The following is a 23,573-nucleotide window of genomic DNA, read 5'->3' as shown; positions in this document are numbered from 1 at the left end:
TGTCGGTGGCGGCCGCAGCGCTTTTACTATCGGTCGGCGGCTGAACGTTGCAATGGTGCGGTGCAAACCTGCCGGTTGAAATGGTGAAAATGAAGAATTGTTCACGAATGCTGTACATAGCAGACTTTAACCGGCCACAATGGAATCATTGGCGCTGCTACTGTGCGGGATTTGCGGATGTGACTGCAGGCTAGGCGCCGGTCACATCAGGATCATGGTTGTAGTAGTTGGTTGACCATGAGATGAGCGTTGCTGTCGGCGATCTGCCGGCAGCTTCGGCAGAGTGATCGGCGGTGGGGTGCCGCTGCCGGGTGCTGTGCTGGTTGTAAAAGGTTTCTACTGGGAGAAAGCGTAGACAAGGTCGATTATGTCTCCGATGCCGCTGTACACTCCACAAGCTGTCCGTTCCGCGGAGCTGCCGCTGATTGCCAAGCGCGGTGAACAATTGATGCGGCAAGCAGCTGCTGCTGTTGCACATGCTGCGCTGGACATGTTGCGTCAGCGACGTACTGCGGCGGCCGCTGGTGCGCGAGTATTAGTGCTCTGTGGCACAGGCGGTAATGGTGGCGATGCCTTGTATGCCGCCTATGAGTTGAAACGTCGTGGCGCCTATGTCACGGTGTGGGCGACTGGGAAGTCGTTGCACCAGCCAGCGTTAGATTTGCTGCAACCTCAGCGGATCGCAGGGGTTGGTTTTGCTGCCGATTTTGCGATTGCTGATGTGCAGCAGGCTGATCTGATTATTGATGGCATTGTGGGTATTGGTGCCCATGGGGGTCTCAAAGATGCGGCTGCTGTTGCTGCATCGCTGGTGGTTACTCATAAACGCGCCCCAGTGTTGGCGGTCGATATTCCCTCTGGGGTGTCGCCGATGACTGGGATTTTGCATTCGAATGGTATTGCTGCGGATCGCACGGTCACCTTTGGTGCATTAAAACCTGCCCATGCGTTGGGTAGCGACGTGTGCGGGAAAGTGGAGCTGCACGGACTTGGCATTGATGCGCAGTTGGCTATGGTGCCGCCGTGGGGAAGGGTCATTACTAAAGACGATCTTCGCGCCTGGCCGGTACCTGGCCGGTTAAGCAACAAGTACACCGGTGGTGTCACTGGTATTCATGCCGGTTCGGCAAAATATCCGGGGGCTGCGGTGCTGTGTGTCTCGGGGGCGGTGCGCGCAACTTCCCCGATGGTGCGGTATGCGGGGCCTGCGAAAAAGGCTGTTCTTGCCCGCCATCCGGAGGTTGTGGCGACGACTACCCCAACTGATGCAGGATCGGTGGATTGTTGGGTAACCGGACCTGGTATTGGGGAATCTGATGCGAATCTGCGGTGGTTAATTGAGCAGAATGTGCCGCTGATTGTGGATGCTGATGCGTTAACGGCGTTGGCGCATGATGAGCATTTACGGCATCGGCTTGCTGCCCGCACCCAATTGACAGTGCTGACTCCACACGATGGGGAATATGCCCGGATGATGGGTCGCCCGCCGGGCAATGACCGAATTGGTGCGGCACGGGCCTTGGCGGTGAAATTGGGCTGCTGTGTGCTTCTTAAAGGCCGCATCACGGTGGTGGCGACTTCGGCAGAAGCATTTGTCATTGATGCGGAAAGCTCGTGGGCTGCCACTCCTGGCTCAGGGGATGTGTTGTCGGGAATTATTGGTGCCGCGGTTGCGCACCGCGCAGAGCCGCTGAGTGTGGCACTTGCCGCGAAACTTCATGCGGAGGCTGCGAGAAGTTTGCAAGGTCCTGCCCCGGCGAGTGATTTGGCTTTGGCGATCACTACGACACTTAAGGGCACCACTACGCCACCGTAACCATAAAGGCCGCGGCATGGCGTGAATAGGCCGCGGCATGGTGTTGATCGCATGTCTTCTGCTGCCATGGTTTGAGTGGAAGTGGCAGAACAAGATTCGACGGTGGTGCGCCGCATTATTGTCGCAGGTGCAGCATGTGTTGTGGGGCAATGCTCGCCCTGCGGAGACCCTTGCTGCGGAGTATTGTCGGTCAGTGCAATACCGTGCACGCCGGTGTGCGGGGACGCGCTACGGCGGCTGTGCCCATCGTTTGGAATGGCGACAGCTTTGGTGCGTTTTCAATTGGCTGGTTTTGCTTGTGGCGATGTACACGCCTGATGACCTTGTCGCTGTGCGGGGTGAAGTTGCGCATTACGGCACTATTTTCGGTTCAATGACCGATATTGCTCTGGGCAGTGGCACAATAGGTCCCATGCATTTGTTGACCCAACGGATCGACCTTGACGCGATTGCCGCGAACACTGCGTTGGTGAAAAAACTCATCGGTGACCGGAAACTGATGGCGGTGGTGAAAGCTGACGGCTACAACCACGGTGCGGTGGTGTGCGCCCATGTGATGGCTGCACACGGTGCCGACCAGTTTGGGGTGGCAACCTTGAAAGAAGCCGTAACACTGCGGGAATCTGGGATAACCAAACCAATTTTGGCGTGGATGTGGCGGCCAGAACAAGATATCGCTGCCGCCTTACAAGCAGGCATCGATTTGGCGATTATCTCCGCGGCGCATGCGCATGCAGTGGTGCGTGCCGCGAAAGAGACTGAGATCACCGCCCAGGTGACGGTAAAGGTTGAAACGGGGATGGGACGCTCAGGGGTGTGCGAAGCAGATTGGCCGAGTGTGTTTCGCACCCTCGCCGAGGCGTCGCGTTATGTGCAGTTCACCGGGATTATGAGCCATTTAGCGCTAGGCGATGAGGAGCAAAACCCCTATAACAATGCGCAGGCTGCCACGTTCCGGCGGGCCGTTGCTGCCGCGCGGGCGGCCGGACTCACCCCGCAGATGAATCATCTCGCGAATTCGCCGACCACGTTGGCTCGTCACGATTTGGGTTTTGACATGGTTCGGCCGGGTATTGCACTCTACGGGGTGGAACCGGTGGCCGGTGAGGATCACGGTCTGCAGCCGGCAATGACACTGCTGGCCAAGGTGGTGGTGGTCAAACCCATTGCACAAGGTCAACCAGTCTCATACGGCGGCACGTGGCGGGCACCCAGCGACGGTTTTATCGCCACCATCCCCTTCGGCTACGCCGATGGTTGTCCCCGCTCCTGGCAGAATCATTTGTGGGTCACTATCGATGGTGAGCGATATCCGCAGGTTGGCCGGGTTTGTATGGATCAAATTATTATTTTCCTCGGCGACAATCAGCACGGTGTTCGCGGCGGTGACGACGCGTTAATCTTTGGTCCAGGTACACATCAGGAGATGACTGCTGAAGAGCTTGCGTTAGCAACCGACACCATCGCCTACGAGATTGTCTGTGCCCCACATGGTCGAATTCATCGGGAATATGTCAGTCCATCAGGGAAGAATCTCCCCGCAGTGTTAACTCGTACAGCTGGCGCACTCACCGGTACCTTCCCGGACTAGTGCGACGGTGGGACATGTCAACACTGCTCACTGTTTCGCGCCCTAGGCGATAGGGGGAGTAACTGTGTCGCAGGAAGTGTGCCGCTGAGGTGAGCAGCTGTTCGTAGCCGGGACAGCCACCCTGCGAAGTCGCAGAGGCAAGCATGCTCGCAACTGACGGGAACATCTGTTGTCACTATTCTTGCGGGTGGGGCAGGATGAGCATTGCCTGCTGTGCTGTGTGGGTTTTTGCAGAAGCGATACACTGCACAGTTATGACGTCACAATTTAGCTATCCACATTCCGGGAGACTTCGCTGCGAGACAATTGCTGCCACCCAGTCGCTAGGGGCAGCAATTGGCGCTACTCTTTGCGCTGGTGATGTGGTTATTTTGGACGGTCCGTTGGGTGCTGGGAAAACGACGTTTACCCAGGGGCTGGCCGAAGGGATGAGGGTCAAGGGTCGGGTGACCTCACCAACGTTTGTGATCGCCCGGCTGCACCGCAGTATCAGCAACGGCCCTGATCTGGTGCATGTTGATGCCTATCGATTGTTTGGGGAAGATCCGGATGCTGCTGTCGATCCGTTGGGCTCGCTTGATGCACTTGATTTAGATACCGATTTGGAACAGGCAGTGGTCGTCGCCGAATGGGGAGAGGGGCTTATGGAGCAACTTGCTGCTCGATGGATGACGATTTCCATCGATCGCAATACCGCTGTCGAAGAGGATCCGGATTCCGAGGCACGCATTATCAGTTGGCGGTGGCATGATGCTGATCGGTAATCAACCAATGCTGAAATAATGCTTGACTGCTGTGGTGTAGTACACGCCGGGGACTGCTGCTGCACATAGTGTGGGGGTTGGAACGCTGCGAGGTCGCGGTGGTGAAATCCAAGTTGCGTCGCGCTGGAAGACCACCTCAACAGCGTCCCTGCGGGGTGCGTGCTTGCAGGGGTTTTAGTATGGTCTCTTTTTGGGTTATTGCCTGGCGGGGGTGTGGCATAGGATTGAGTATGTGCTGATTCTCACCATTGACTCTGCGACGCCTTCTCTTGTGGTTGGTCTTGTTGATACCGATGCTCGGCGGGTTCTCGCTGAGACCACGGTTCATGCATGCCGTCACCACAACGAACGTTTGGTGCCTGCTATCGGTGAGGCGCTCGCCGCGATTGCCGCGGCACCTGCTGATCTTGCTGGTGTCGTTGCTGGCTGTGGCCCTGGGCCTTTCACCGGTTTACGGGTGGGGATGGCTACGGCACAAGCTTATGCTGATGCGTTGGATATTCCTGTTTGGCCGGTGTGCACTTTAGATGCAATGGCTGCTAGCGCTGTAGGTCAGTGCGTTGCTGGCACATCATCCTTGGGGGATCTACTAGTTGTCACCGATGCACGTCGCCGTGAGTGGTATTACGCAACGTATCGGGATGGTCAAAGAATTACTGAACCTAATGTTGGACGACCCGATGCGATTATTGAGCAGTATGCCGGCCAGGTCGGCTTGGTAGCTGCTGCGGCAGGCCTCACCGATGCGGCAGTAGAGGCATTCGCAACGAGTACCGTGGTGGAAACCTATCCCACGCCCATAGCTTTAGCTTCAGTTGCTAACCTTGCCGAACCGCCTGAGCCACTGGTGGCGCTGTATCTGCGGCGACCGGACGCGAAGGAACCGGCGCGCAAACCCCGTTCGAGCGCGTTACCGCCACGTTCGGACACTTAAAATTTTATACTTAAAACTATCTTTTTGGGGGAATGTCGTTAGCCAGCAGGGGTGAAAATTCCACGTAGTGGAACATTGCCAGGGGGTATTTTCGGCAGCAATACTATTAGCTATTGCACCCAAAAATACTTTATTACGTGGGCAAAAGCTGGTGGATGGGAGCATCGATGGGGGTTCTTGGGGCATGCTGAGAGCCGGGTGAGGGAACTTTGAAAACGCTACATTTGTCTCTCCACGCCTTGGCGTTTACTCCCCCGATATAGGGTAAAGGAATTAATTAGAAAATTTCCTGACTTAGCAATACGAAACAAAATTCGCTAACGCTGTTAGAGGGAGCCTATATCGCCAGCTTGTGACATAAGTTTTCGTTTTCGATGGGTGGGGGCTAGGGCAACCCGTTGGCGGAAGAGCCATAGCTTCGGCGGAGGTATTAGTTCGTCTAGTAAACAACTGATTCTTTACCTCGATTTGTCTGTGAGGCACATTATTTCTCAGACGCCCTCGTTGGTGTTACTGCGAAGAGCAGGAGGTGGAAGCCCTGCTACTTCAATAGCTGAAAACACTTCCGATCAAGGGCTTGGGAGCCGCTTGAAGGAAGTACTTTTCGTCGGTGCATGGGAGCCCCGGCGAACGCCTGCGTCGTGAACAAGCGTGCGCAGATCATTGGAAGGAACGAAAGTTATGAGCAAGAGCCACAAAAAAGTTGGCCTGTTTTCAAGCCGCAGCCGCACTCGGATGATTGCCGCTGTGTGCTCCGTCGCCCTGGCAATGCCAGTGGTACACGCGGTGGACACCCCATTCACTGCTGCACCTGTCGCAAGTGCTGAAGCGCTGAACAACTCTGCATGGCCCTTCCCTAAGGGCTACGACACCTGGTCGGCTGGTAAAGAAGGCATCATCGTGCAGACCGGTGTTGAATACGCCGGTACGGTGACTCCGACCGCATTCAAACTGAACCTCCTCTACCGTGCATCGCTTTCGCCCCGCCAAGAGTGGATCTACCTGAAGTTCGATCCGGCATTGGCAAAGCACATCACCGGGATCTCCGTGATGGCACAGGACAAGGGGCAAGCTTCGCCGACCGTCCGGTACACCCGCTACGCTGAAAAGGTTGTCCCCGGTATGAAGGGGCACATCAACCTGGTCACCGGTGCACAGAAGGGCGACGAGGATCCATACGCACAAGGCGATGGCACCGTGTGGCGCGTGCTCAACGATGCGAAGTCGGCGCTTATTCCGGCTACCGGTGCTGATGTCTTCGAACGCAAGGCGCTTTCCGGTAACTGGGGTGTGTTCACCGACGTTCCGGTTGAAAACTACAACCTGGTTGGCGAAACAATCGTGCAGCTGGATAAGCCGATTGAGGAGATCATCAAGGAAGAGGGCTCTTCCTTCAACGCTTACGCTCGTTGGCAAAACAACTACGACGATTGGTTCCTGCGTCGTAAGAAGGCAGTGCTCGCCGAAAGCCCATCCTCGGGTACCGTCGTTGACCTCACCACTGCTGAACTTCCGTCGGATGACTCTCGTAGCTGGACCGACTGGTTGAAGGCTAACACTACGCTGAACCTGAAGCAGTCTGAAGGTAATCAGGTTGCGACCGGCGCCAAGCAACAAGCTGCTGCTGACGCGGGCACCACTGTGGTTCGTGCGATGCAATTGCAGCCACATGCTGGTTACTCGTATAACACGATTAGTGTTGGGTTCACCCAGAAGGCCAAGCCTTACCGCTTGAAGCTGCACATTGATCCGGAAATCCTGAAGCACGTCACTGCAGAGAACATCACAGTGTGGCAGGCCATGGCGTACATCGACGCTGAAAACCACGGCCCGTTCGAGGCTCCAGTGCTCGTGCCTGTCAGCAAGTTTGATAAAAACGGCGATGTCTGGATCTCCCCAGATAACCCGGACAACCACCAAAACTGGGTACAGGCAAACGCTAACCAGTACATCAACCCAGTTGCATCCGCGCCGTTTAACTCGGCAACCATTGCTGACATCCCTGTCGATGAAGCAAGTGCTGACCCAGACACCATGGCTCGTGCACTGAACAAGGCACCAGTTCAGATGTCCTTCTACTACACCGAAGGTGACCGTCAAGTTGCACTTCCGCTGGGTACCTCGAGCGCTGACTGGGGTTCGATCGAGCGCGCAAGCACCGAAGTGCCAGAGTTCAACGGCAAGATCAACACCAACGTTGAAATTCTTGGGGCGGACGGTAAATCTGTTGCTGGAAAGAACTTAAAGGACGGTGCTCCTGTTACCTACAAGGCCACCTCCAAGGTCACTGAAGGTAACGTGAGCCGCCCGAGCATCACTATCAACGAAGATCCGGACGCTCCGTTCACTGACAACGCAACTCCAAACATCACGCAGAACGGCAATTCGCTGATCCCGGGTGTCGACTTTGAGTACACCGTTGAAAACGGCAAGGCCGTCATCAACTTTGTTCGCAACTTTAAAGATGGCGACACCATCATCACGACCATTCCAGGTCGCGTAAACAAAGATGCCAAAAACGACGGTGGCGACGGCACCGTCGGTGGTGACGGCTACAAGCCCGGTACCACCGATCCAGACGGCAATGGCCCTAAGGAGCCGACCGAAAACGAAAACGGTACCGAAGCCGGCGGTTCGGTCGAAACTGGTGATCACAATGATGACAAGACCGGTGGCGATGATGACTTCGACGGTGACGGCATCCTGAATAAGAATGATCCGGATGCAGACAACGACGGCGTAAATAACGACGACGAGAAAGCTGCTGGCCTGGATCCGTTCGACAATGATTCGGACAACGACGGAATCAGTGACGGCGATGAGGACGAAGACAACGACGGCGTTAGCAACGCCAAAGAGTCGGAAGTCCCATCGGGTTCGGTAACCGACGTTGATGGCGACGGTCTTGCCGATACTGGCATCACCGACAAGAACGGAAACAAAGAAGCTGACCTCATCGATGATGAATATCCTCACAAGGGTGATCACAACGATGACAAGACCGGTGGCGATGATGACTTTGACGGTGACGGCATCCTGAATAAGAATGATCCGGATGCTGACGACGACGGCGTAAATAACGACGACGAGAAAGCTGCTGGTCTGGATCCGTTCGACACGGATACTGACGACAACGGTACTCCTGACGGCAATGAGGATGCCGACGGTGATGAAGTCACAAATGCTGAAGAGTCAGTCATTCCGCAACGTCCTGTGACTGATAAGGATGGCGACGGTCTTGCCGATCCTGGCATCACCGACAAGAACGGAAACAAAGAAGCTGACCTCATCGATGATGAATATCCTCAAAAGGGTGATCACAACGATGACAAGACCGGTGGCGATGATGACTTTGACGGTGACGGCATCCTGAATAAGAATGATCCGGATGCAGACAACGACGGCGTAAATAACGACGACGAGAAAGCTGCTGGCCTGGATCCGTTCGACAATGATTCGGACAACGACGGAATCAGTGACGGCGATGAGGACGAAGACAACGACGGCGTTAGCAACGCCAAAGAGTCGGAAGTTCCATCGGGTTCGGTAACCGACGTTGATGGCGACGGTCTTGCCGATACTGGCATCACCGACAAGAACGGAAACAAAGAAGCTGACCTCGTCGATGATGAATATCCTGGTACTTCCGGTGGAAACACCGGGGATGGTACCGATACTGATGGTGACGGTCAGCCAGATGCAACCGATCCTGACGCAGATAACGATGGCGTCAGCAACACTGACGAGATCAAAGCTGGTCTGGATCCATTGAACCCAGACTCAAACAACAACGGCATCCTTGATGGCGATGAGGACGAAGACAACGACGGCGTTAGCAACGCCAAAGAGTCGGAAGTTCCATCGGGTTCGGTAACCGACGTTGATGGTGACGGGATCGCCGACACCGGGATCACCGATAAGAACAACAACGGTAAAGCTGACCTCAACGATCCTGACTATCCGGGATCTGGTTCCACTGGCGGCAATAACGGAAACGGTGGCTCTGAGATCGATCCGAAGAGCCCTGAAGGGGATCGCGATCACGACGGTATTCCAAATGCACAAGATCCGGATGCCGATAACGACGGAGTCAGCAATGATGACGAAATCGCTGCCGGTCTGGATCCGCTCGAGCCTGATACTGACAAAGATGGTATCCGCGATGGCTCGGAAGATTCCGACGGTGATGGATACAACAATGCCTATGAGTCGGAGGTTCCTAGCGGCAAGGTCGCTGACAACAACGGTGACGGCCTCGGCGATACCGGTATCACCGATGAGAATAAGAACAATAAAGCCGATCTGATTGACCCTGAATTCCCTGGTAAAAAGCCTGGTGGCAACGGTGAAGATCACCGACCAGACAAGACCGGTGGTGACGACGACTTCGACGGTGACGGCAAACTGAACAAGAACGATCCTGATGCTGACAACGACGGCGTGAATAACGACGACGAGAAGGCAATCGGATCTGATCCTTACGACAAGGATTCCGACAACAACGGAATCAATGACGGTAAGGAGGACTTCGACCAAGACGGTAAGAGCAACCGTGAAGAGTCAAACGTTCCTTCGACCGCCACCGATACTGATGGCGATGGTCTCGCGAATCCTGGCATCACGGACGGCTACACCAATGCCGAAAACGGCAAGGCTGATCTCGATGACACCGAGGCAAAAGAGAACACCAAGCCAAAGCCAGGCGAGGAAGATCAAAATGGTGCAGGCCGTGGCCTCTCCTCTGGTGTAGTGAACATCGACACCATCTCCTCCGGATCCTCCGGCGCAGGTATCATCCCGATCCTGTTGGCTCTTGGTGCACTGTCCGCAGTCATCGGATTCGCTGCTAACCACCAGACTGGTTTCGGTGGCGCGATCATCCTCGGTGGCGGCATCGATGAACCACTGCGTGACCAGCTGGTCGCACAGGGTTGGCCACGCAACATGGCTGACTTCATCGCCAGTGCAGCCTGGAACATGGGTTACCGTACTCAGCGCTAATCAACAGGATGAGTAGCACACGGTGGCGGCCGCTAGGACGCCACCGGCGGTGGGATCCGCCTCCTAACCGGATCCCACCGAGGGCTACCCCGAAAACTTCATAACCATGTGGTCTGAAGTTTGTGCGAGTTTCTTTCCCCAAGCATTACCTCTTTTACGGTGGTGCGAAGGAAACCAGGTACAGCAGTCCAGACCGGAAGAATTCATTCTTCTGCTACACAATGCCGATCCGAACTCTAGGTATCTGGAACGCTCCTGGAGTTCCGATTCGCCTCGTAAAGCGTTGCAATGATCTGGTGATTGCACCACGCTAACCGGATCGGAAGCTCATCAGCCACGACTGTGCAATCAATCGATCGTTGTATCTTTTCAACGGCTATTCTCTAGCAGTCACCGGCTTTCGCCGGTTTGGAAGTTGTTACAGGAAAACAGAGCTACATAGCTTGCTGGCCGGGATATTCATTAACAGAGATGCTCTTCGAAGTTATCTCTAGCCTGTGCCAGCAACATCCGGGAATCGGGCGCTTTTACGATTCCTTCCCGAAAAGTTCCCGATCGTGCTGTCCCGGATCTGTTCGCTGCTGTTAGGCCTCCCTTCCGAACTATTCGGCCCGCAGCGAACTAGCGGGCGATTGATAAGTGAAAAGACAGCAGCACAAGCCGCTCTCGCGTTATCCTTCCCAGCTTCGTGAGAGAAGCTTTCTTTATCAAAGCTGCAGTCGTCGCCCTGCTCCAAGAACCCCGTCATGTTGGTTGTGACGGGGTTCTTGTCGTTGGTGGCTGCGAGTGATGCTTGAACCTGATTCAGAAGATTCCTCGCAGTATGAGAATAAGGTGACGTGAATAGTCAGCCGCAAGCAAGCAGCCGTCCCTGTGGTAAGAGCAAGTTCTCGTTGGAACAAAGAACATTTTGCCAAAGCGAGCTGAAGCTAGCTGATGGTAATTTTCAAGGCGATTGAAGCTGGTTACCAAACGCCCAATTCCCCACACGGGTGGGGAGATAGACCAACAGTGCCGGGTCACGTTGTTTGATGACAATGCCGGCTACAATGGCGCAGATGGCCAACCCGCCGCCACGCAACACGCAATGATGTCGTGGCTATCTTTTTCGAAAGCAGCACGGTGACCTTTATGGCACAGTTACGCGACCTTGTTCCTGCAGATCTGCCCAGGCTTGCAGAACTCGAGCAGGTGCTATTTCCAACGGATTCGCCGTGGAGTGAGGCAATCTTTGCTGCTGAGCTCGCCAGCCCTTTCACACGCGCATTCGGGGTGGTCAACACTGACAATGTGCTAGTTGGATATTGCCTTATCGCCTTGCGGGGCACAGTTGAAGATGCCGAATTTGAACTGCTTACCATCGGTGTAGATCCCTCTGAGCAAGGGCAAGGACTCGGCAAACTGCTCCTTGATACGGCAGTCGAGTTTGTGGATCGGCACCACGCACCGTTTCTGCTTGAAGTCCGCACAGATAATGTAACTGCTATTCGACTCTATGAGAGTCGTGGTTTCGTCGAGGTAGGGCTGCGGAAACAGTATTATCAACCTTCCGGTGCCGATGCGTTTGTCATGCTTCGGCAACCATCAGTGAGCTAGTTGAACAAACAGTACGGCTGGATGGGTGTGCGGCTGCTGAATTCGGGAGTTCGCGACGGTCTGGATGCTTCCAGGTAGTTGGATTTGATCGCGAACTGCACGGTGGTCTCCTTGCTGTTCACCAGTAGTCTTTGCGGGTAGGCTACAAGGGTTGCTTTCTTATCCTGTCAATATTGCACACTGCTGTTTACCTTGCTTCTGAACCTAGCTGGTAACACCGAGGTTGATGCCGCTGCGGACTGTTGCATTGTTGATTCTTAGCCTTATGGAGTTGTTGTGCCTGCATCGCTTATCGATAGTCGCGTTGGTGAGTCGAAGATCATCATGGGTGTGGAAAGCTCGTGTGATGAAACAGGTGTAGGCATTATTCGACTTTCCATGGCTGATGAAGGTCCGCAGCTGGAGATTCTGGCCGATTGTGTCGCATCGTCGATGGAGCAGCACGCCCGGTTCGGCGGAGTTGTTCCCGAGATTGCTTCTCGGGCGCACTTGGAGGCAATCGGGCCGGTGATGCGGCAAGCATTAGATGAAGCTGGTATTCGTCGACCAGATGTTGTTGCCGCTACCGTCGGCCCCGGCTTGGCTGGGGCGCTACTGGTAGGTGCTTCCGCAGCTAAGGCCTATGCGGCCGCGTGGGGGGTCGATTTCTATGGGGTGAATCATTTGGGTGGACATGTTGCGGTGGCGACACTTGCCGGTGTACCAGATTTACCGCATGCAGTAGCGCTGCTGGTGAGCGGTGGACATACCCAACTTTTAGAAGTGCACGGTATCGGTAAACCGATGAAAGAGCTCGGCGCAACCTTGGACGATGCTGCGGGGGAAGCCTATGACAAAGTGGCGCGGCTGCTTGAGCTTGGGTATCCGGGTGGGCCGGTTATTGACCGTCTTGCTAAACACGGCAATCCGAAGGCGATCGCTTTTCCCCGTGGACTGATGAAACGCGCCGATCAGGCATATGATTTTTCTTTCTCCGGGTTGAAAACAGCGGTTGCCCGCTATGTTGAAGCAGCGGAACGCGAAGGAACCACCATAGTGGTCGAGGATGTGTGTGCCTCATTCCAGGAAGCGGTGGTGGACGTGTTGACGAAAAAAGCGGTGCGAGCCTGCCAGGATGTGGGCGCCCCTGTGCTGCTGCTCGGTGGGGGAGTGGCTGCGAATTCTCGGCTGCGGGAGTTGGCTCAGGCACGCTGTACCAGTGCAGGGATTTCGTTGCAGGTTCCTGATCTGCGGCTGTGTACCGACAACGGGGTGATGATTGCCGCGTTGGCAGCGCATCTTATCGCCCAAGGATATGGTCCTTCACCGCTGACGGTCGGTTGCGATCCCTCCCTAGAGGTGGAGATTCCGTTGGTGACCGCAGCAAACTCGTAGGGTTATCTGTGTAGCGCTGCGTACTAGACAGTTTTTCTGCAGGGTTTGGTCTCAAGGCTGACAGCATGCCGGTGCACTGGCGAAGCTGGTATCTTCCTTGCTGGCGGTTATGCGGTGCACTGGTGTGCACAGCCGCAGTAGTTTGCCAATTACACACGATCGCCGGCATCACCCCGGTTTCCTCTTTTGTTCAGAATGGTAGAAAACACCATGGCACATTCCACATTGTCGACTGCACCTGATTCGGTGCCGGAATATTACTTTGGCCGAATTCCGCGGACGCTGGTTCGGAAAATTGTCAACTTCACACTGGTTGGGGTTGTCGGTGCAGTCTGCGACTACGGTTCCCGGTTTGTCATGTTGGCTTTAGGAGTGCCGCCCTTTGTTGCCCGTGGAGGAAGCTATATTGTCGGGTCAACCGTGGCCTATTATCTCAACAGTTTCTTCACTTTCAGCGGTGATCGGTCGGCGAAGGAAAAGTCCCGTGCCGCTGTGTCATATGTGGTGTGTTTCTGTCTAGCGGTGCTCGTTGATGCTGCTGTTCGCCATGGTGTGCCGCAGCTGCCATATTTGTACACCTGGTCGTGGGTGGCCAGCCAGGCTGTTGCGACGATTACGAATTTTCTCCTACAGAATCTGTGGGTGTTTCAGGCTGGCAAGGCTCAGCCGAAGCCTGCGCACAGCTAGTTTGCGATAGTGCTCTGCTGCTTGCACTGCCGGATCACTATCTGTTGTGGGTTTCCGGGGTGCCTGGTGAACCATCACCTAGCAGCTACCTTCTTCAGGCGTTCGGCCGTTGCTCGCCCGGTGGTGTTATTCGCTGGCAGCGAATAACAATTCCCTGAACCTGCGGAGAATATGGATCCGCGCAGCGCAAGCGAAGCCGTGAGGGATCGAATAGCAACGCCACCGTCACTGTCGCTTTGGGGTACAAAAAGTATCCCTGTGCGAAAGTGGCGGTGGCGTATGGTTTGCGCGCCAGCTTGTACTGGCGCCGCACAGCATGAACATATCGTCGGCGACATGTCTGCGTGCCGATGGGGTGCTGTAAACAGCCGGTGTGCTAGCGTTTCCTGCTTTATCGTTGGTACAGCGAACCTTGTCGGCTTGCTGTGGCGTGGGAGGCCGCTTGGCAGCGGAGCTAAGGAAAGCGTTAGCGGGATACTACAGCTGGGGTTGTGTACTGCGGCATATCGTCAAGGTTTTGCGTCCCTAAGGTGCCGCAGGTGTCGTCGTTGGTGCGCGAGAGATGATAGGTGGCTAGTGCGAGCAGCCCCCACACAACAGCGAGATACAACACCATGATGATGAGAGTGGTGGTGGTCATATGTTGGTTCCTTCCAACAACAAGCCGAGAAAAGCCCGGCAAAAAGATACGGTCTAGTGTGATCCAAGCCGATGACTAGGCTTCGGGCATCTCCCCGTGGAGATCGCTGCCGACACCGAGCCGGGCGCGGCGCTGGTTTGCAGTCTCAGCGGGGTTATCAAGATGACCGCCGAAGGGGGCGCCACGACCGGTAAGTGGCACACCGAAGTCGCCATTTGGTGGCCCGTCCACAATAGTGGTCGCCGGCCAGCTGATCTTCGACATCAACGCGGCACCGCCATAGAGGAATATAGCGAGCGACCAGCCAAACACGGTGATCTTCGACATCGAGTAGCCTTCGTAACCGTCAACAATGAGTGATCGTGTCTCCAGGATGAAGGTAGTGCCCAGCACAATGGGGGTGAGAATCTTCAACGAGAAGTCCCACCACACCCCTAACGGCAGGGAACTGACGGCGTTGACGTGTGCCCGCAGTTCAGGGAAACGACCCAGCACCCATCCGGCGACGAGAATCGAAGTCAGTGCGATAAAGACAATGCCGACCACGTTGACGAACTTGTCAACAATATCCAACGTGGCCAAACCGGTTGTCACTGGGAAAAAGGCCAGCGACGGAATAGCGCAGGCGGTGCACACTAGAATCGCCGCGCGACGGCGGGCCATTGCGAATTTGTCCTGCACCGCGGACACAACCACTTCAACAATGGTGACCAGCGAAGTGAAACCGGCAATAAACAGCGAACCAAAGAACAAAATGCCAAACAACGGCCCACCTGGCATCGCGTTGATAATCGTGGGGAAGGCGATAAAGGCAAGCCCGATACCGGAGGAGACCACTTCATCGACACCAACACCTTGCGCCGCAGCCATAAACCCGAGGGTGGCAAACACACCAATACCAGCCAACACCTCAAACGCCGAGTTCGACAGGCCAACCACAGCGCCCAGCCCTGATAGATTCGAGCGCCGCTTCAAATAGGATGCTTGGGTCATCATGATGCCGAAGGCGATTGCAAGGGAGTAAAAGATCTGCCCGTAGGCGGCCATCCACACACTTGGTTGGGTGAGTGCTGACCAGTCGGGGCTGAAGAACGCCTGCAAACCAGTGGCTGCGCCAGGCAGGAACAATGCACGAACCACCAGAATAAGGAACAGTAAAATCAGGATCGGCACGAAAATTGAGGACAGGCCACCCATGCCTTTGCGGATCCCGAGTGTCATTACCGCAGTCAGTGCCAGCCACACCACTAACAGCACAATGGCGATTGGCCAAATAATCGTTGTGGAATTGAGGGACTCGTTGTCGGCGTGCAGAAATTCTTCCAGGAAGAAGGCCTGTGGATCTTCACCCCAGCTCAACTTGATGGAATACCAGGTGTACATGGCAGCCCAGGCCAAAATCACACAGTAATAAATGGCAATAATGTAGGTGATGCCGACCTGCACCCAGCCGATCGCTTCAGTTTTCGCCGATACTCGGCGCCAAACCAGTGGCGCGGATCCGCGGAAGCGGTGGCCAAGCACATAGTCGAGGATTAGCACGGGAACCCCGGCGGTGAGCAGGGCAATGACATAGGGGAATAGGAATGCGCCGCCACCATTGTCGTAGGAGACATAAGGGAAACGCCAAATATTGCCGAGGCCAATTGCCGAGCCGATAGCGGCAAAGACGAACATGGATCGTCCGGCGAAAACTTCCCGCCTGCCCTGTTGGGCTGTACTCATAAGATGTGCTCCTCTTGCGTGCAGCGCTCGACGATCAGTGACAGATTGCACGCCACAGCGCCGCGTCCTTTGCGAGAATGCCCCAAAAGACGTTGCGGTGTGGTTGTGTTGTCTATACCGACGAGATGCCGCATGTGTTGTTGTGCTCGTTGAACCTTCCACTGCGCCGCCAAATATGTGCGGCGATAGTTGAAGATTCAAGGAAACTGGTTGGTAAAAAATAACTTTCCTGCCCTGCAGCACTGATCCTTGAAAACACCGTGTGCTCACGCACCATGCTGTCTGTGGTTCAACCTTGGTGTGAAAAGGATGATCATCAGGCAAGACGATGTGAAATCTGTGTTGCTGCAGATTAGGGAAAACGTTCGGGGCAGTAGCTTACCTGAGTGAAGCCTGTGAGAAAACTGCAGGTGGGGTTAGGGTTCCCAGGAAGTGGACACGGCAGGGGTGCGGTGCCATGTAATACTCATCTTGTCGGATATCTTTTCATTCCAGTGTTGCGCCACCGTGACTGTATGGGTGGGAGATTTGGTGGTGGGGTGGCGGCTGCTGCTGTAGCTGTCTGCAGGTTGGAGGTGCTGTGGAGCCGTGTCTGTTGCCATTCATGTGGTAGTGCGCATATGGTGCCGCGCGGGCACTGTGAGCAGGCCTAGTGGGCAACTACTTGGTAGGCGTTTGGTGGTTGCTTGCTGCTGATGCGGCCTTTGTGGTTGTTTCTTGTGGTGCAGACGCAAATCCACCCCGCCGTCCGGGGCTGCCGGAGGCGGGGTGGATTTACGAGACTATTTCAGGTTTCCGGGATGAGGCGGGAGAACACCCAGTGCTATTGCGACTCCCGTCTTGAAAACAATTGTTTGTAGGGCGGGTGTGCGGGATCGTACCGCTTGGTGTGGGATCGTACTGCGCGCTGCGGAGCACGTGTGCGTCGATGGCGCATCGGGTCTGCTGCGCTGAAATCGAAAAGTCTGCAGGGAGGTTCGCACGAGTTACGGAACGAAAGGTGCCTGCCGGGAAGGCCGGCACCTTCGCTACGGTAGCTATGCTTGCATCCCTAGCGTGGTGGGCACGCAGTAGTGCAGTAGTGCGAAGTGGAAACCGGCTTCGTTTTAGGAGAAGTTTTCTTCCTGCCAGCGCATGGTTGCCTCTTGGATGCATTCCTGCTTGGCAGTCTCATCGGCAAGCGTATTGCAGGCTTCGACTTCGTTGATGAAGTCGCCTTGCGAGTGCTGGAACCACAGCCAAAAGACGAGCGGAATAGCCACGCCAATAACGCCGAGCACAATACCGGTGATAGCCATCCATTTGCGGCGCCATTCAGGGGAATAATGTTTGGCTTTCACCAGCCCGATAATCCCCAGAATGATGGCGGCAACAGCCACGATCGGGAGGAAGGCGGTGAAGATACCAATGATGCCGACAATGAGGGCGACCAACGCGATGGTGTTCTTCTTCGGTGCTAGCGCTGCTGGCGGGTAGGGGGCAGCAGGTGCTGGTTCAGGGGCAGCCCAAGCATTGTTGGGATCTTGTGGCTGGGCGCCGGGGGTAGGGGTGGTCATCGATGTACTCCTTATTGAAGAGAATATTGCTTACCGTAAGCGCTGCGACGATCAGCACGGTGAGACGGTGAGCTCGTGCAGCAAAGGATACTCACTCGGAACGCTGAGCATCCTTGAACTTCGATGTGATTGTGCAGACCAGCATAAAGGAGCCAGGCTATCCCCTGCCAGTACTAGCGGGGATGGGCAACCCCACCAATGGTTGGTAAGGATTCGTCTATTGCAGGGTGTTGCAGGGGACAGTCGGCGAAGTGATTCACCATCTTGCGCAGCAGGTTTGGGATGTGTTTTGACACGGGTTGCGGGTGGATATTCCCGGTTTTCTCATCGTTGATGTTCACTGGCAGAGAACACCATGGAAGGTGTGTTGAACGCTGGCACTTGCATGGGTAGAGTGCTAATAGGTTGTGCAGCATGGCACTTCCTTCGTACTTATCGCTGAACTTCATGACGTTCACGCATTGTGCGTCGCACTTCTTGCATTGCCGGTTCGTAGTTATGGCGCCATCCATAACTGCACCCTGGCACCTGTTCACCACTGGTTGTGCAGGCTGGTGGGGCTGGCAAGGCAAAATGGGTGACGAGCATGCTGAGGAACACCCCGCGACGGTGTTTGTTGGTAGCTGGTTGCCGATGGTGATGCATGTATTCGTGGCTGGATGCGATGACCTTCTAGCGCGTTGCGCCCAATGTGGCCAACGGTGTGGTCGGCTCCATGGTCAGGGCGGTACGCAGGCAGTGATTGCGCACAAGGACAACAACTTTGCCGAGAATGCAGCAAAGAGCACCAGTCAGCTTCTACTTGGCTGAGCGTGCTCTTGGTTTACAACATATCCACTGGAGGAATCACTACCGTGGCGAATATCAACATCAAGCCGCTTGAAGATCGCATCGTTGTCAAGATCAACGAAGCTGAAACCACTACCGCCTCTGGGCTGGTTATCCCGGATTCCGCGAAGGAAAAGCCACAGGAAGCAACCGTGGTTGCTGTTGGTGAGGGTCGTTTCGACAGCAATGGCCAGCGGGTGCCGATGGATGTACAGGTCGGCGACGTTGTCGTGTTCTCGAAGTACGGCGGCACCGAGATCAAGTACCAGGGCGAAGAGCTGCTCATCCTGTCGCAGCGCGACGTTCTCGCGGTCATCGCGTAATCAGCGGCACAGCTCGTCCGTGACGCTGCTGACTGTGTAAAAGTACACGCGTACCACTGAAGCTGTGGCGCTCCGCACGCTTCACCGGCCACCTCACCCATCCGCATCTTTCGGTGGGGTGGGGTGGCCGGTTCGTTATCTTTCAGTCTTAGCCCGCTTTATCCAGCTACCAGCAGCCCTAGCGCACGTCCGCCTCCGGCTACTGGTCGCGGGTTTATAGCCGCTGGTTACTGGCGATGGGTGCGAAGAAAGACGCCGGTAGAAGAAGCGGTGGGATTCATCCCGGCGTGTGCGAAACCGCAGACTTCTCCGGCACGCACTGGCCGGCGAACAAGTCGCGGCTGTGGCCTGAGTAAAAAACGAATAACGCTTAAAAGCTCTGAACAAAACACCAATGTTGCCGCTTGGAAACGATACGAAAAACAGCGGTGATGGTGAGAAGAAAGTTAAGAAACACACACCATGGCAAAACTGATTGCGTTTGATGAACAAGCCCGCAAGGGCATCGCGGCGGGTGTCGATAAGCTCGCTGACGCGGTAAAGGTAACCTTAGGTCCACGGGGTCGCAATGTTGTCCTCGACAAGCCGTTTGGTGGCCCTACTGTCACCAACGATGGGGTGACCATCGCCCGCGAAATCGATGTGGAAGATCCTTTCGAGAACCTGGGCGCGCAACTGGTGAAGTCCGTTGCGGTGAAAACCAATGATGCGGCCGGTGACGGCACTACCACCGCTACCTTGCTGGCGCAGGCATTAGTAAACGAAGGCTTGAAAAATGTTGCCGCTGGAGCGAATCCTGTCGAGCTCAACAAGGGGATTGCTGCAGCCGCAGAGAAAACTATTGAACTGCTCGTAGCGCGGGCAACCGATGTATCCTCCGCAACCGAAATCGCCCAGGTTGCCACGGTGTCTTCCCGCGATCCAGAAATCGGGGAAATGGTTGCCGGTGCAATGGACAAGGTTGGCAGTGACGGAGTAGTGACTGTCGAAGAATCCCAGTCGATGGAAACCACCCTCGATATCACCGAAGGTGTCTCCTTCGAAAAGGGCTTCCTTTCCCCATACTTCATCACTGACGTCGATGCCCAGCAGGCTGTCTTGGACGATGCGCTGGTGCTGCTGGTGCGCAACAAGATCTCCTCCCTGCCGGACTTCCTGCCGGTGCTGGAGAAAATCGTTGATTCCGGCAAGCAGGTGCTCATTGTTGCCGAAGATATCGAGGGTGAACCGCTGCAAATGCTGGTGGTTAACTCGATCCGTAAAACCCTGAAGGTTGTTGCCGTGAAGTCGCCCTATTTCGGCGATCGTCGCAAAGCCTTTATGGATGATTTGGCGGTAGTTACTGATGCTACGGTGATTGATCCGGAAGTCGGAGTTAATCTCAAGGAAGCCACTTTGCAGCAGTTCGGTGCGGCGCGCCGTATTACTGTCACGAAAGATTCGACCGTGATTGTCGATGGTGCCGGGACTGCGGAAGCTGTGGAATCCCGGCGGGAACAGATTCGCCGTGAAATTGAGCACACTGACTCCACTTGGGATAAGGAAAAACTCACTGAACGGTTGGCGAAGCTTTCCGGTGGTATCGCTGTTATCAAGGTTGGTGCAGCAACCGAAACCGAAGTTGGGGAACGGAAACTGCGCGTCGAAGATGCCATCAATGCTGCGAAGGCTGCCGCACAAGAAGGTGTAATTGCCGGTGGCGGTGCAGTGTTGGCGCAAATTGCCGGCGAGCTGGAGACGTTTGCTGAAGACTTCGAAGGTGACGCGAAAATCGGTGTGCGCGCACTGTCGCGGGCATTGGTGAAACCATGCTTCTGGATTGCAGAAAACGCTGGTATTGACGGTGCTGTGGTGGTGGCACGTGTCCAAGACATGGACAATGGTTCCGGGTTTAACGCGGCCACCTTGGAATATGGTGATCTGCTTTCCCAAGGGATTATCGATCCGGTGAAGGTCACCCATTCGGCGGTTGTCAACGCAACCTCAGTGGCGCGGATGATCCTTACTACTGAAGCTTCTGTGGTGGAAAAGCCTGCCGAGGAAGAAGATGCGGCGGCTGCAGGTCACAGCCACTAGGTGACGTTGCCTGCGGCAACCGTGTGCAACCTGCCGAATAGGGCAGTGTTAGAACTAAAGGTTTGTTTTCGCTGCAGCTAACTTGCACTGTGGTAGCGATACCCAGTGTGGTGTGCGCACCAGAAACGATGCACCATGTGCGGTGTTTTCTGGTGCGCGCACCTATTTGTATCCCGCAGCAGGAGTGTTGTGTGAACATAACGAAACATCCCCGGCGGATGCTGTTACCACGATGCTGCGCAGGTTGTCTTGCCAGATTGGCGTGCACAGCTGCGAGAAGGTGGCCTGTGTAAGCTGTGGCGTAATATGACAGGTGGTTGTCACAGATATGCTGGATAGCAGGTGCTAGTTCGCTTGTCACAGCAGATAGTGTGTTTGCGGCACTGGTAGTGTTTGCGCTGACCTGCAAAAAGTACACACTGTGCTTGCAACATTGTGGTGTTTGACATGATGCAGTCGAGGTCGTGCTGCTGCCTGCAAACACCGCGTTATCGAACATGGACGGATTGGTCGACTTTTGAGTGCCAGCGATTTTGAGCGGGAACTCGCCGAGCTTGTACCTCTTGCAGCCGGCGGAGATCAGCGCGCACTAGAGCGGATCATGCAGATTGTGCATCCGCTGGTGTTGCGCTATGCCAGAGCCCGCATCGGCAATGGACGCCATCCCACGCCGGAAGATGTGGCGCAGGAAATCTGTTTGGCAGTGGCTACCTCGGTGGGAAATTATGTCGATCGGGGGCGGCCGTTTATGGCTTTTGTGTATGGGATTGCCTCCAATAAGGTCGCTGATGCCCACCGGTTTGCCGGTCGGGATAAAGCCCACCCAACCGATGAACTTCCAGAATCACCAGACACCGCCACCCCCGAGGCATATGCGCTGGTAGAAGATGGAAGTAACAGAGTGCGTGCTTTGCTCGATTCACTCAGTGACAAGGCGCGCGAAATTATTGTGCTGCGGGTGTTCGTTGGACTGTCCGCTGAGGAAACCGCCGCCATTGTTGGTTCAACTCCCGGTGCCGTCCGGGTTGCCCAGCATCGGGCACTTTCGTCGTTGAGAACACTTGTGGACAGTCAGGAGCTTTAATGGGTGAGCATCGAGCAGGTCGCCACCGTGGCGAACCTCGCCAATTCGGTGAGTCGACAGGCCTTCGTCCTGACACCAGCAGTGAACTGGACATGGAAGCAGTATTGGCCGACGATCTGCTGTTAGACGCGCTTGCGGCAGGGCAGGATCCTGCTGACGGTAATGATCCAGTGGCTGGATTGCTGCTGGCGTTGCGGGATGACGTGTACCGTCCACAACCGCCGGCACCGCAGCTGCGGACACCGTTGAACACTGTCGGGCATGATTCCGCTGATCTTGCTGCAACGACGGTGTTGCCACAAGTTTCGGCATTACCGCCAGCAGCAGACACCACGGATGCTTCGGAGCCCACTGTGGCCCCGGATGCTCCAGTGGCTCCAGTGGTCTCGCTCCGTGAGCGGGCTGCTGCGAAAACCAAGCGCAGTGTTTTAGGTCCTGGTCTGATTGGTGCAGCGGCAGCCACACTGGTGATTGCCGGCGGTGGAACGGTTGTCCACGAGGCCACCCCAGGGGATCCGTTGTGGGGTTTGCACCAGGCAATGTTTGGCTCTCATGCGGCTGTCGTTGAGCTTTCCGCGACGCTGGAAGAAGCGGAGAACCGCAATGCTAACGGTGACGTGGAGGGTGCGCTGCAGCTTTTAGAGCAGGCGCGGGAAATCGCTGAACAGGTCAATGCGTCGAAAGACGCGGTGAAACCGCAGCCCCAGGTGACGAAAACCAATGAGGTCACAACGACTGTGACCACCACTGTAGAAGTTCCCGCCGAACAGGAACAGGTCACCAAGACGGTGACCGTCACTCCGGCTGTGCCGGTGAATCCGGCGCAGCCTGTTTCCCCGCGGCCGAAACCTTCCACCACCCCAGTTGAGGTTCCGGACTATGAACGTCCTGCCCCAACGACTGCAGTCAATGATCCTATTCCGACACCAACATCTGCAGTTGCACCACCACCTGGTGAGCAAGGTGCACCGGTGAGCGAATCTGCAAATCCTGTGGATCAACCAACCACTGCAGTTCCTGCGCCAAGCGCGGCTGAATAATTTGATCGATAACCCGCCAATGTTGCGGGGAATGCTTATCAACTGTCCGCAAGTGATAAGCACATGGGCCGGCCGAGGCTTACGACTCAGCGACGGTTATGGTGTTTTGACTTCCAACCCAGCTACAGCACAAGGCTGTAGCTGGGTTGTCCCATAGCTGGTGGCAATATCCCCCAGCAATCACAATAAGTGTGTCGCCAGGTGCCGCCAGCGAACAAGCCGGTTCCTGGTCATATGCTCGCTGCGGTTTCAAGGCACGCTCTGCGCAGGGGGAAGAACATTTGGTTCCGTTTGTCGCTGCGGAGTATAAGCCTGTGACAGTCACTGTGCACGTTGGGGTCACAACAGTGACGGAAACCCCAATGACGTGGCAAATGGCAGCAGCGTCTGCCGGCAGGCCACCACACGCAGGAGGGGAGTGGGGAAAGCACAGAGTGCTCGAGGGATGCCAAGCATCGACCGGAATCGGGTCTGCAGTTGCCGAGACCTTGCAAAAACCTAGCTTTTTTGGCGCTTGCTTGCATAGACTGACACGGAC

General features: G+C 55.6%; 15 protein-coding genes. 12 read left to right on the top strand and 3 right to left on the bottom strand.

Going from position 1 to position 23,573, the window contains the following annotated elements; genetic code table 11:
• Nucleotides 1-367: 367 nt before the first annotated feature.
• The 8 genes from CCHOA_RS08425 (at nucleotide 368) to CCHOA_RS08390 (ending at nucleotide 13,763) form a co-directional block, all read left to right on the top strand.
• Nucleotides 368-1,816, top strand: a complete 1,449-nt coding sequence (locus tag CCHOA_RS08425) for an NAD(P)H-hydrate epimerase (protein WP_123929394.1) — start codon at nucleotides 368-370, stop codon at nucleotides 1,814-1,816.
• Between the two features lie 412 nt (nucleotides 1,817-2,228).
• The gene (gene alr, locus CCHOA_RS08420; protein WP_123929391.1) at nucleotides 2,229-3,407 is read left to right on the top strand and encodes an alanine racemase; all 1,179 of its coding nucleotides are present in this window, start codon (nucleotides 2,229-2,231) and stop codon (nucleotides 3,405-3,407) included.
• Nucleotides 3,408-3,661: 254 nt separating this feature from the next.
• Complete coding sequence (gene tsaE, locus CCHOA_RS08415) at nucleotides 3,662-4,171, top strand: tRNA (adenosine(37)-N6)-threonylcarbamoyltransferase complex ATPase subunit type 1 TsaE (protein WP_123929388.1); 510 nt, start codon at nucleotides 3,662-3,664, stop codon at nucleotides 4,169-4,171.
• Between the two features lie 232 nt (nucleotides 4,172-4,403).
• Nucleotides 4,404-5,105, top strand: coding sequence for a tRNA (adenosine(37)-N6)-threonylcarbamoyltransferase complex dimerization subunit type 1 TsaB (tsaB, locus tag CCHOA_RS08410; RefSeq protein WP_123929385.1), 702 nt, complete (start codon nucleotides 4,404-4,406; stop codon nucleotides 5,103-5,105).
• Nucleotides 5,106-5,786: 681 nt separating this feature from the next.
• Nucleotides 5,787-10,106 (top strand): hypothetical protein, encoded by a 4,320-nt coding sequence (locus CCHOA_RS08405; RefSeq protein ID WP_123929382.1) that lies wholly within the window; start codon nucleotides 5,787-5,789, stop codon nucleotides 10,104-10,106.
• Between the two features lie 1,095 nt (nucleotides 10,107-11,201).
• Nucleotides 11,202-11,702: a ribosomal protein S18-alanine N-acetyltransferase gene (gene rimI, locus CCHOA_RS08400; protein WP_245992122.1), complete on the top strand. Its 501-nt coding sequence runs from the start codon at nucleotides 11,202-11,204 to the stop codon at nucleotides 11,700-11,702.
• 324 nt (nucleotides 11,703-12,026) lie between these two features.
• Entirely contained in the window at nucleotides 12,027-13,076 is a 1,050-nt protein-coding gene (gene tsaD / locus CCHOA_RS08395) for a tRNA (adenosine(37)-N6)-threonylcarbamoyltransferase complex transferase subunit TsaD (protein WP_123931095.1), read from the top strand.
• A gap of 210 nt (nucleotides 13,077-13,286) precedes the next feature.
• On the top strand, nucleotides 13,287-13,763 hold the full coding sequence (locus CCHOA_RS08390) for a GtrA family protein (RefSeq protein ID WP_123929379.1): 477 nt from the start codon (nucleotides 13,287-13,289) through the stop codon (nucleotides 13,761-13,763).
• Nucleotides 13,764-14,229: 466 nt separating this feature from the next.
• On the opposite strand, the gene CCHOA_RS08385 is transcribed toward CCHOA_RS08390, so the two are convergent.
• The 3 genes from CCHOA_RS08385 to CCHOA_RS08375 all read right to left on the bottom strand — a co-directional run bounded on the left by CCHOA_RS08385 (nucleotide 14,230) and on the right by CCHOA_RS08375 (nucleotide 17,684).
• Nucleotides 14,230-14,403, bottom strand: coding sequence for a methionine/alanine import family NSS transporter small subunit (locus CCHOA_RS08385; RefSeq protein ID WP_123929376.1), 174 nt, complete (start codon nucleotides 14,401-14,403; stop codon nucleotides 14,230-14,232).
• A gap of 75 nt (nucleotides 14,404-14,478) precedes the next feature.
• Nucleotides 14,479-16,128 (bottom strand): sodium-dependent transporter, encoded by a 1,650-nt coding sequence (locus CCHOA_RS08380; RefSeq protein WP_123929373.1) that lies wholly within the window; start codon nucleotides 16,126-16,128, stop codon nucleotides 14,479-14,481.
• 1,106 nt (nucleotides 16,129-17,234) lie between these two features.
• On the bottom strand, nucleotides 17,235-17,684 hold the full coding sequence (locus CCHOA_RS08375) for a DUF4190 domain-containing protein (RefSeq protein ID WP_123929370.1): 450 nt from the start codon (nucleotides 17,682-17,684) through the stop codon (nucleotides 17,235-17,237).
• Between the two features lie 854 nt (nucleotides 17,685-18,538).
• On the opposite strand from CCHOA_RS08375, the gene groES reads away from it, so the two are divergent.
• From groES to CCHOA_RS08355, 4 genes are all read left to right on the top strand, one after another.
• Nucleotides 18,539-18,835 (top strand): co-chaperone GroES, encoded by a 297-nt coding sequence (gene groES / locus CCHOA_RS10815; protein WP_123929366.1) that lies wholly within the window; start codon nucleotides 18,539-18,541, stop codon nucleotides 18,833-18,835.
• Nucleotides 18,836-19,297: 462 nt separating this feature from the next.
• Nucleotides 19,298-20,911 carry a chaperonin GroEL gene (gene groL / locus CCHOA_RS08365; RefSeq protein ID WP_123929363.1) on the top strand — a complete coding sequence of 538 codons (1,614 nt, stop codon included), beginning with the start codon at nucleotides 19,298-19,300 and terminating at the stop codon, nucleotides 20,909-20,911.
• Nucleotides 20,912-21,428: 517 nt separating this feature from the next.
• Nucleotides 21,429-21,995, top strand: coding sequence for a sigma-70 family RNA polymerase sigma factor (locus CCHOA_RS08360; protein WP_123929360.1), 567 nt, complete (start codon nucleotides 21,429-21,431; stop codon nucleotides 21,993-21,995).
• The gene (locus CCHOA_RS08355) at nucleotides 21,995-23,035 is read left to right on the top strand and encodes a hypothetical protein (protein ID WP_123929357.1); all 1,041 of its coding nucleotides are present in this window, start codon (nucleotides 21,995-21,997) and stop codon (nucleotides 23,033-23,035) included. Before CCHOA_RS08360 ends, CCHOA_RS08355 begins: the two co-directional genes overlap by 1 nt.
• Nucleotides 23,036-23,573: the final 538 nt, after the last annotated feature.

It is taken from the genome of Corynebacterium choanae, assembly GCF_003813965.1.
In the GTDB taxonomy this organism is placed as follows: domain Bacteria; phylum Actinomycetota; class Actinomycetes; order Mycobacteriales; family Mycobacteriaceae; genus Corynebacterium; species Corynebacterium choanae.
The sequence above is the reverse complement of the archived record's forward strand: the minus strand, read 5'-3'. Positions and strand labels throughout refer to the sequence as shown.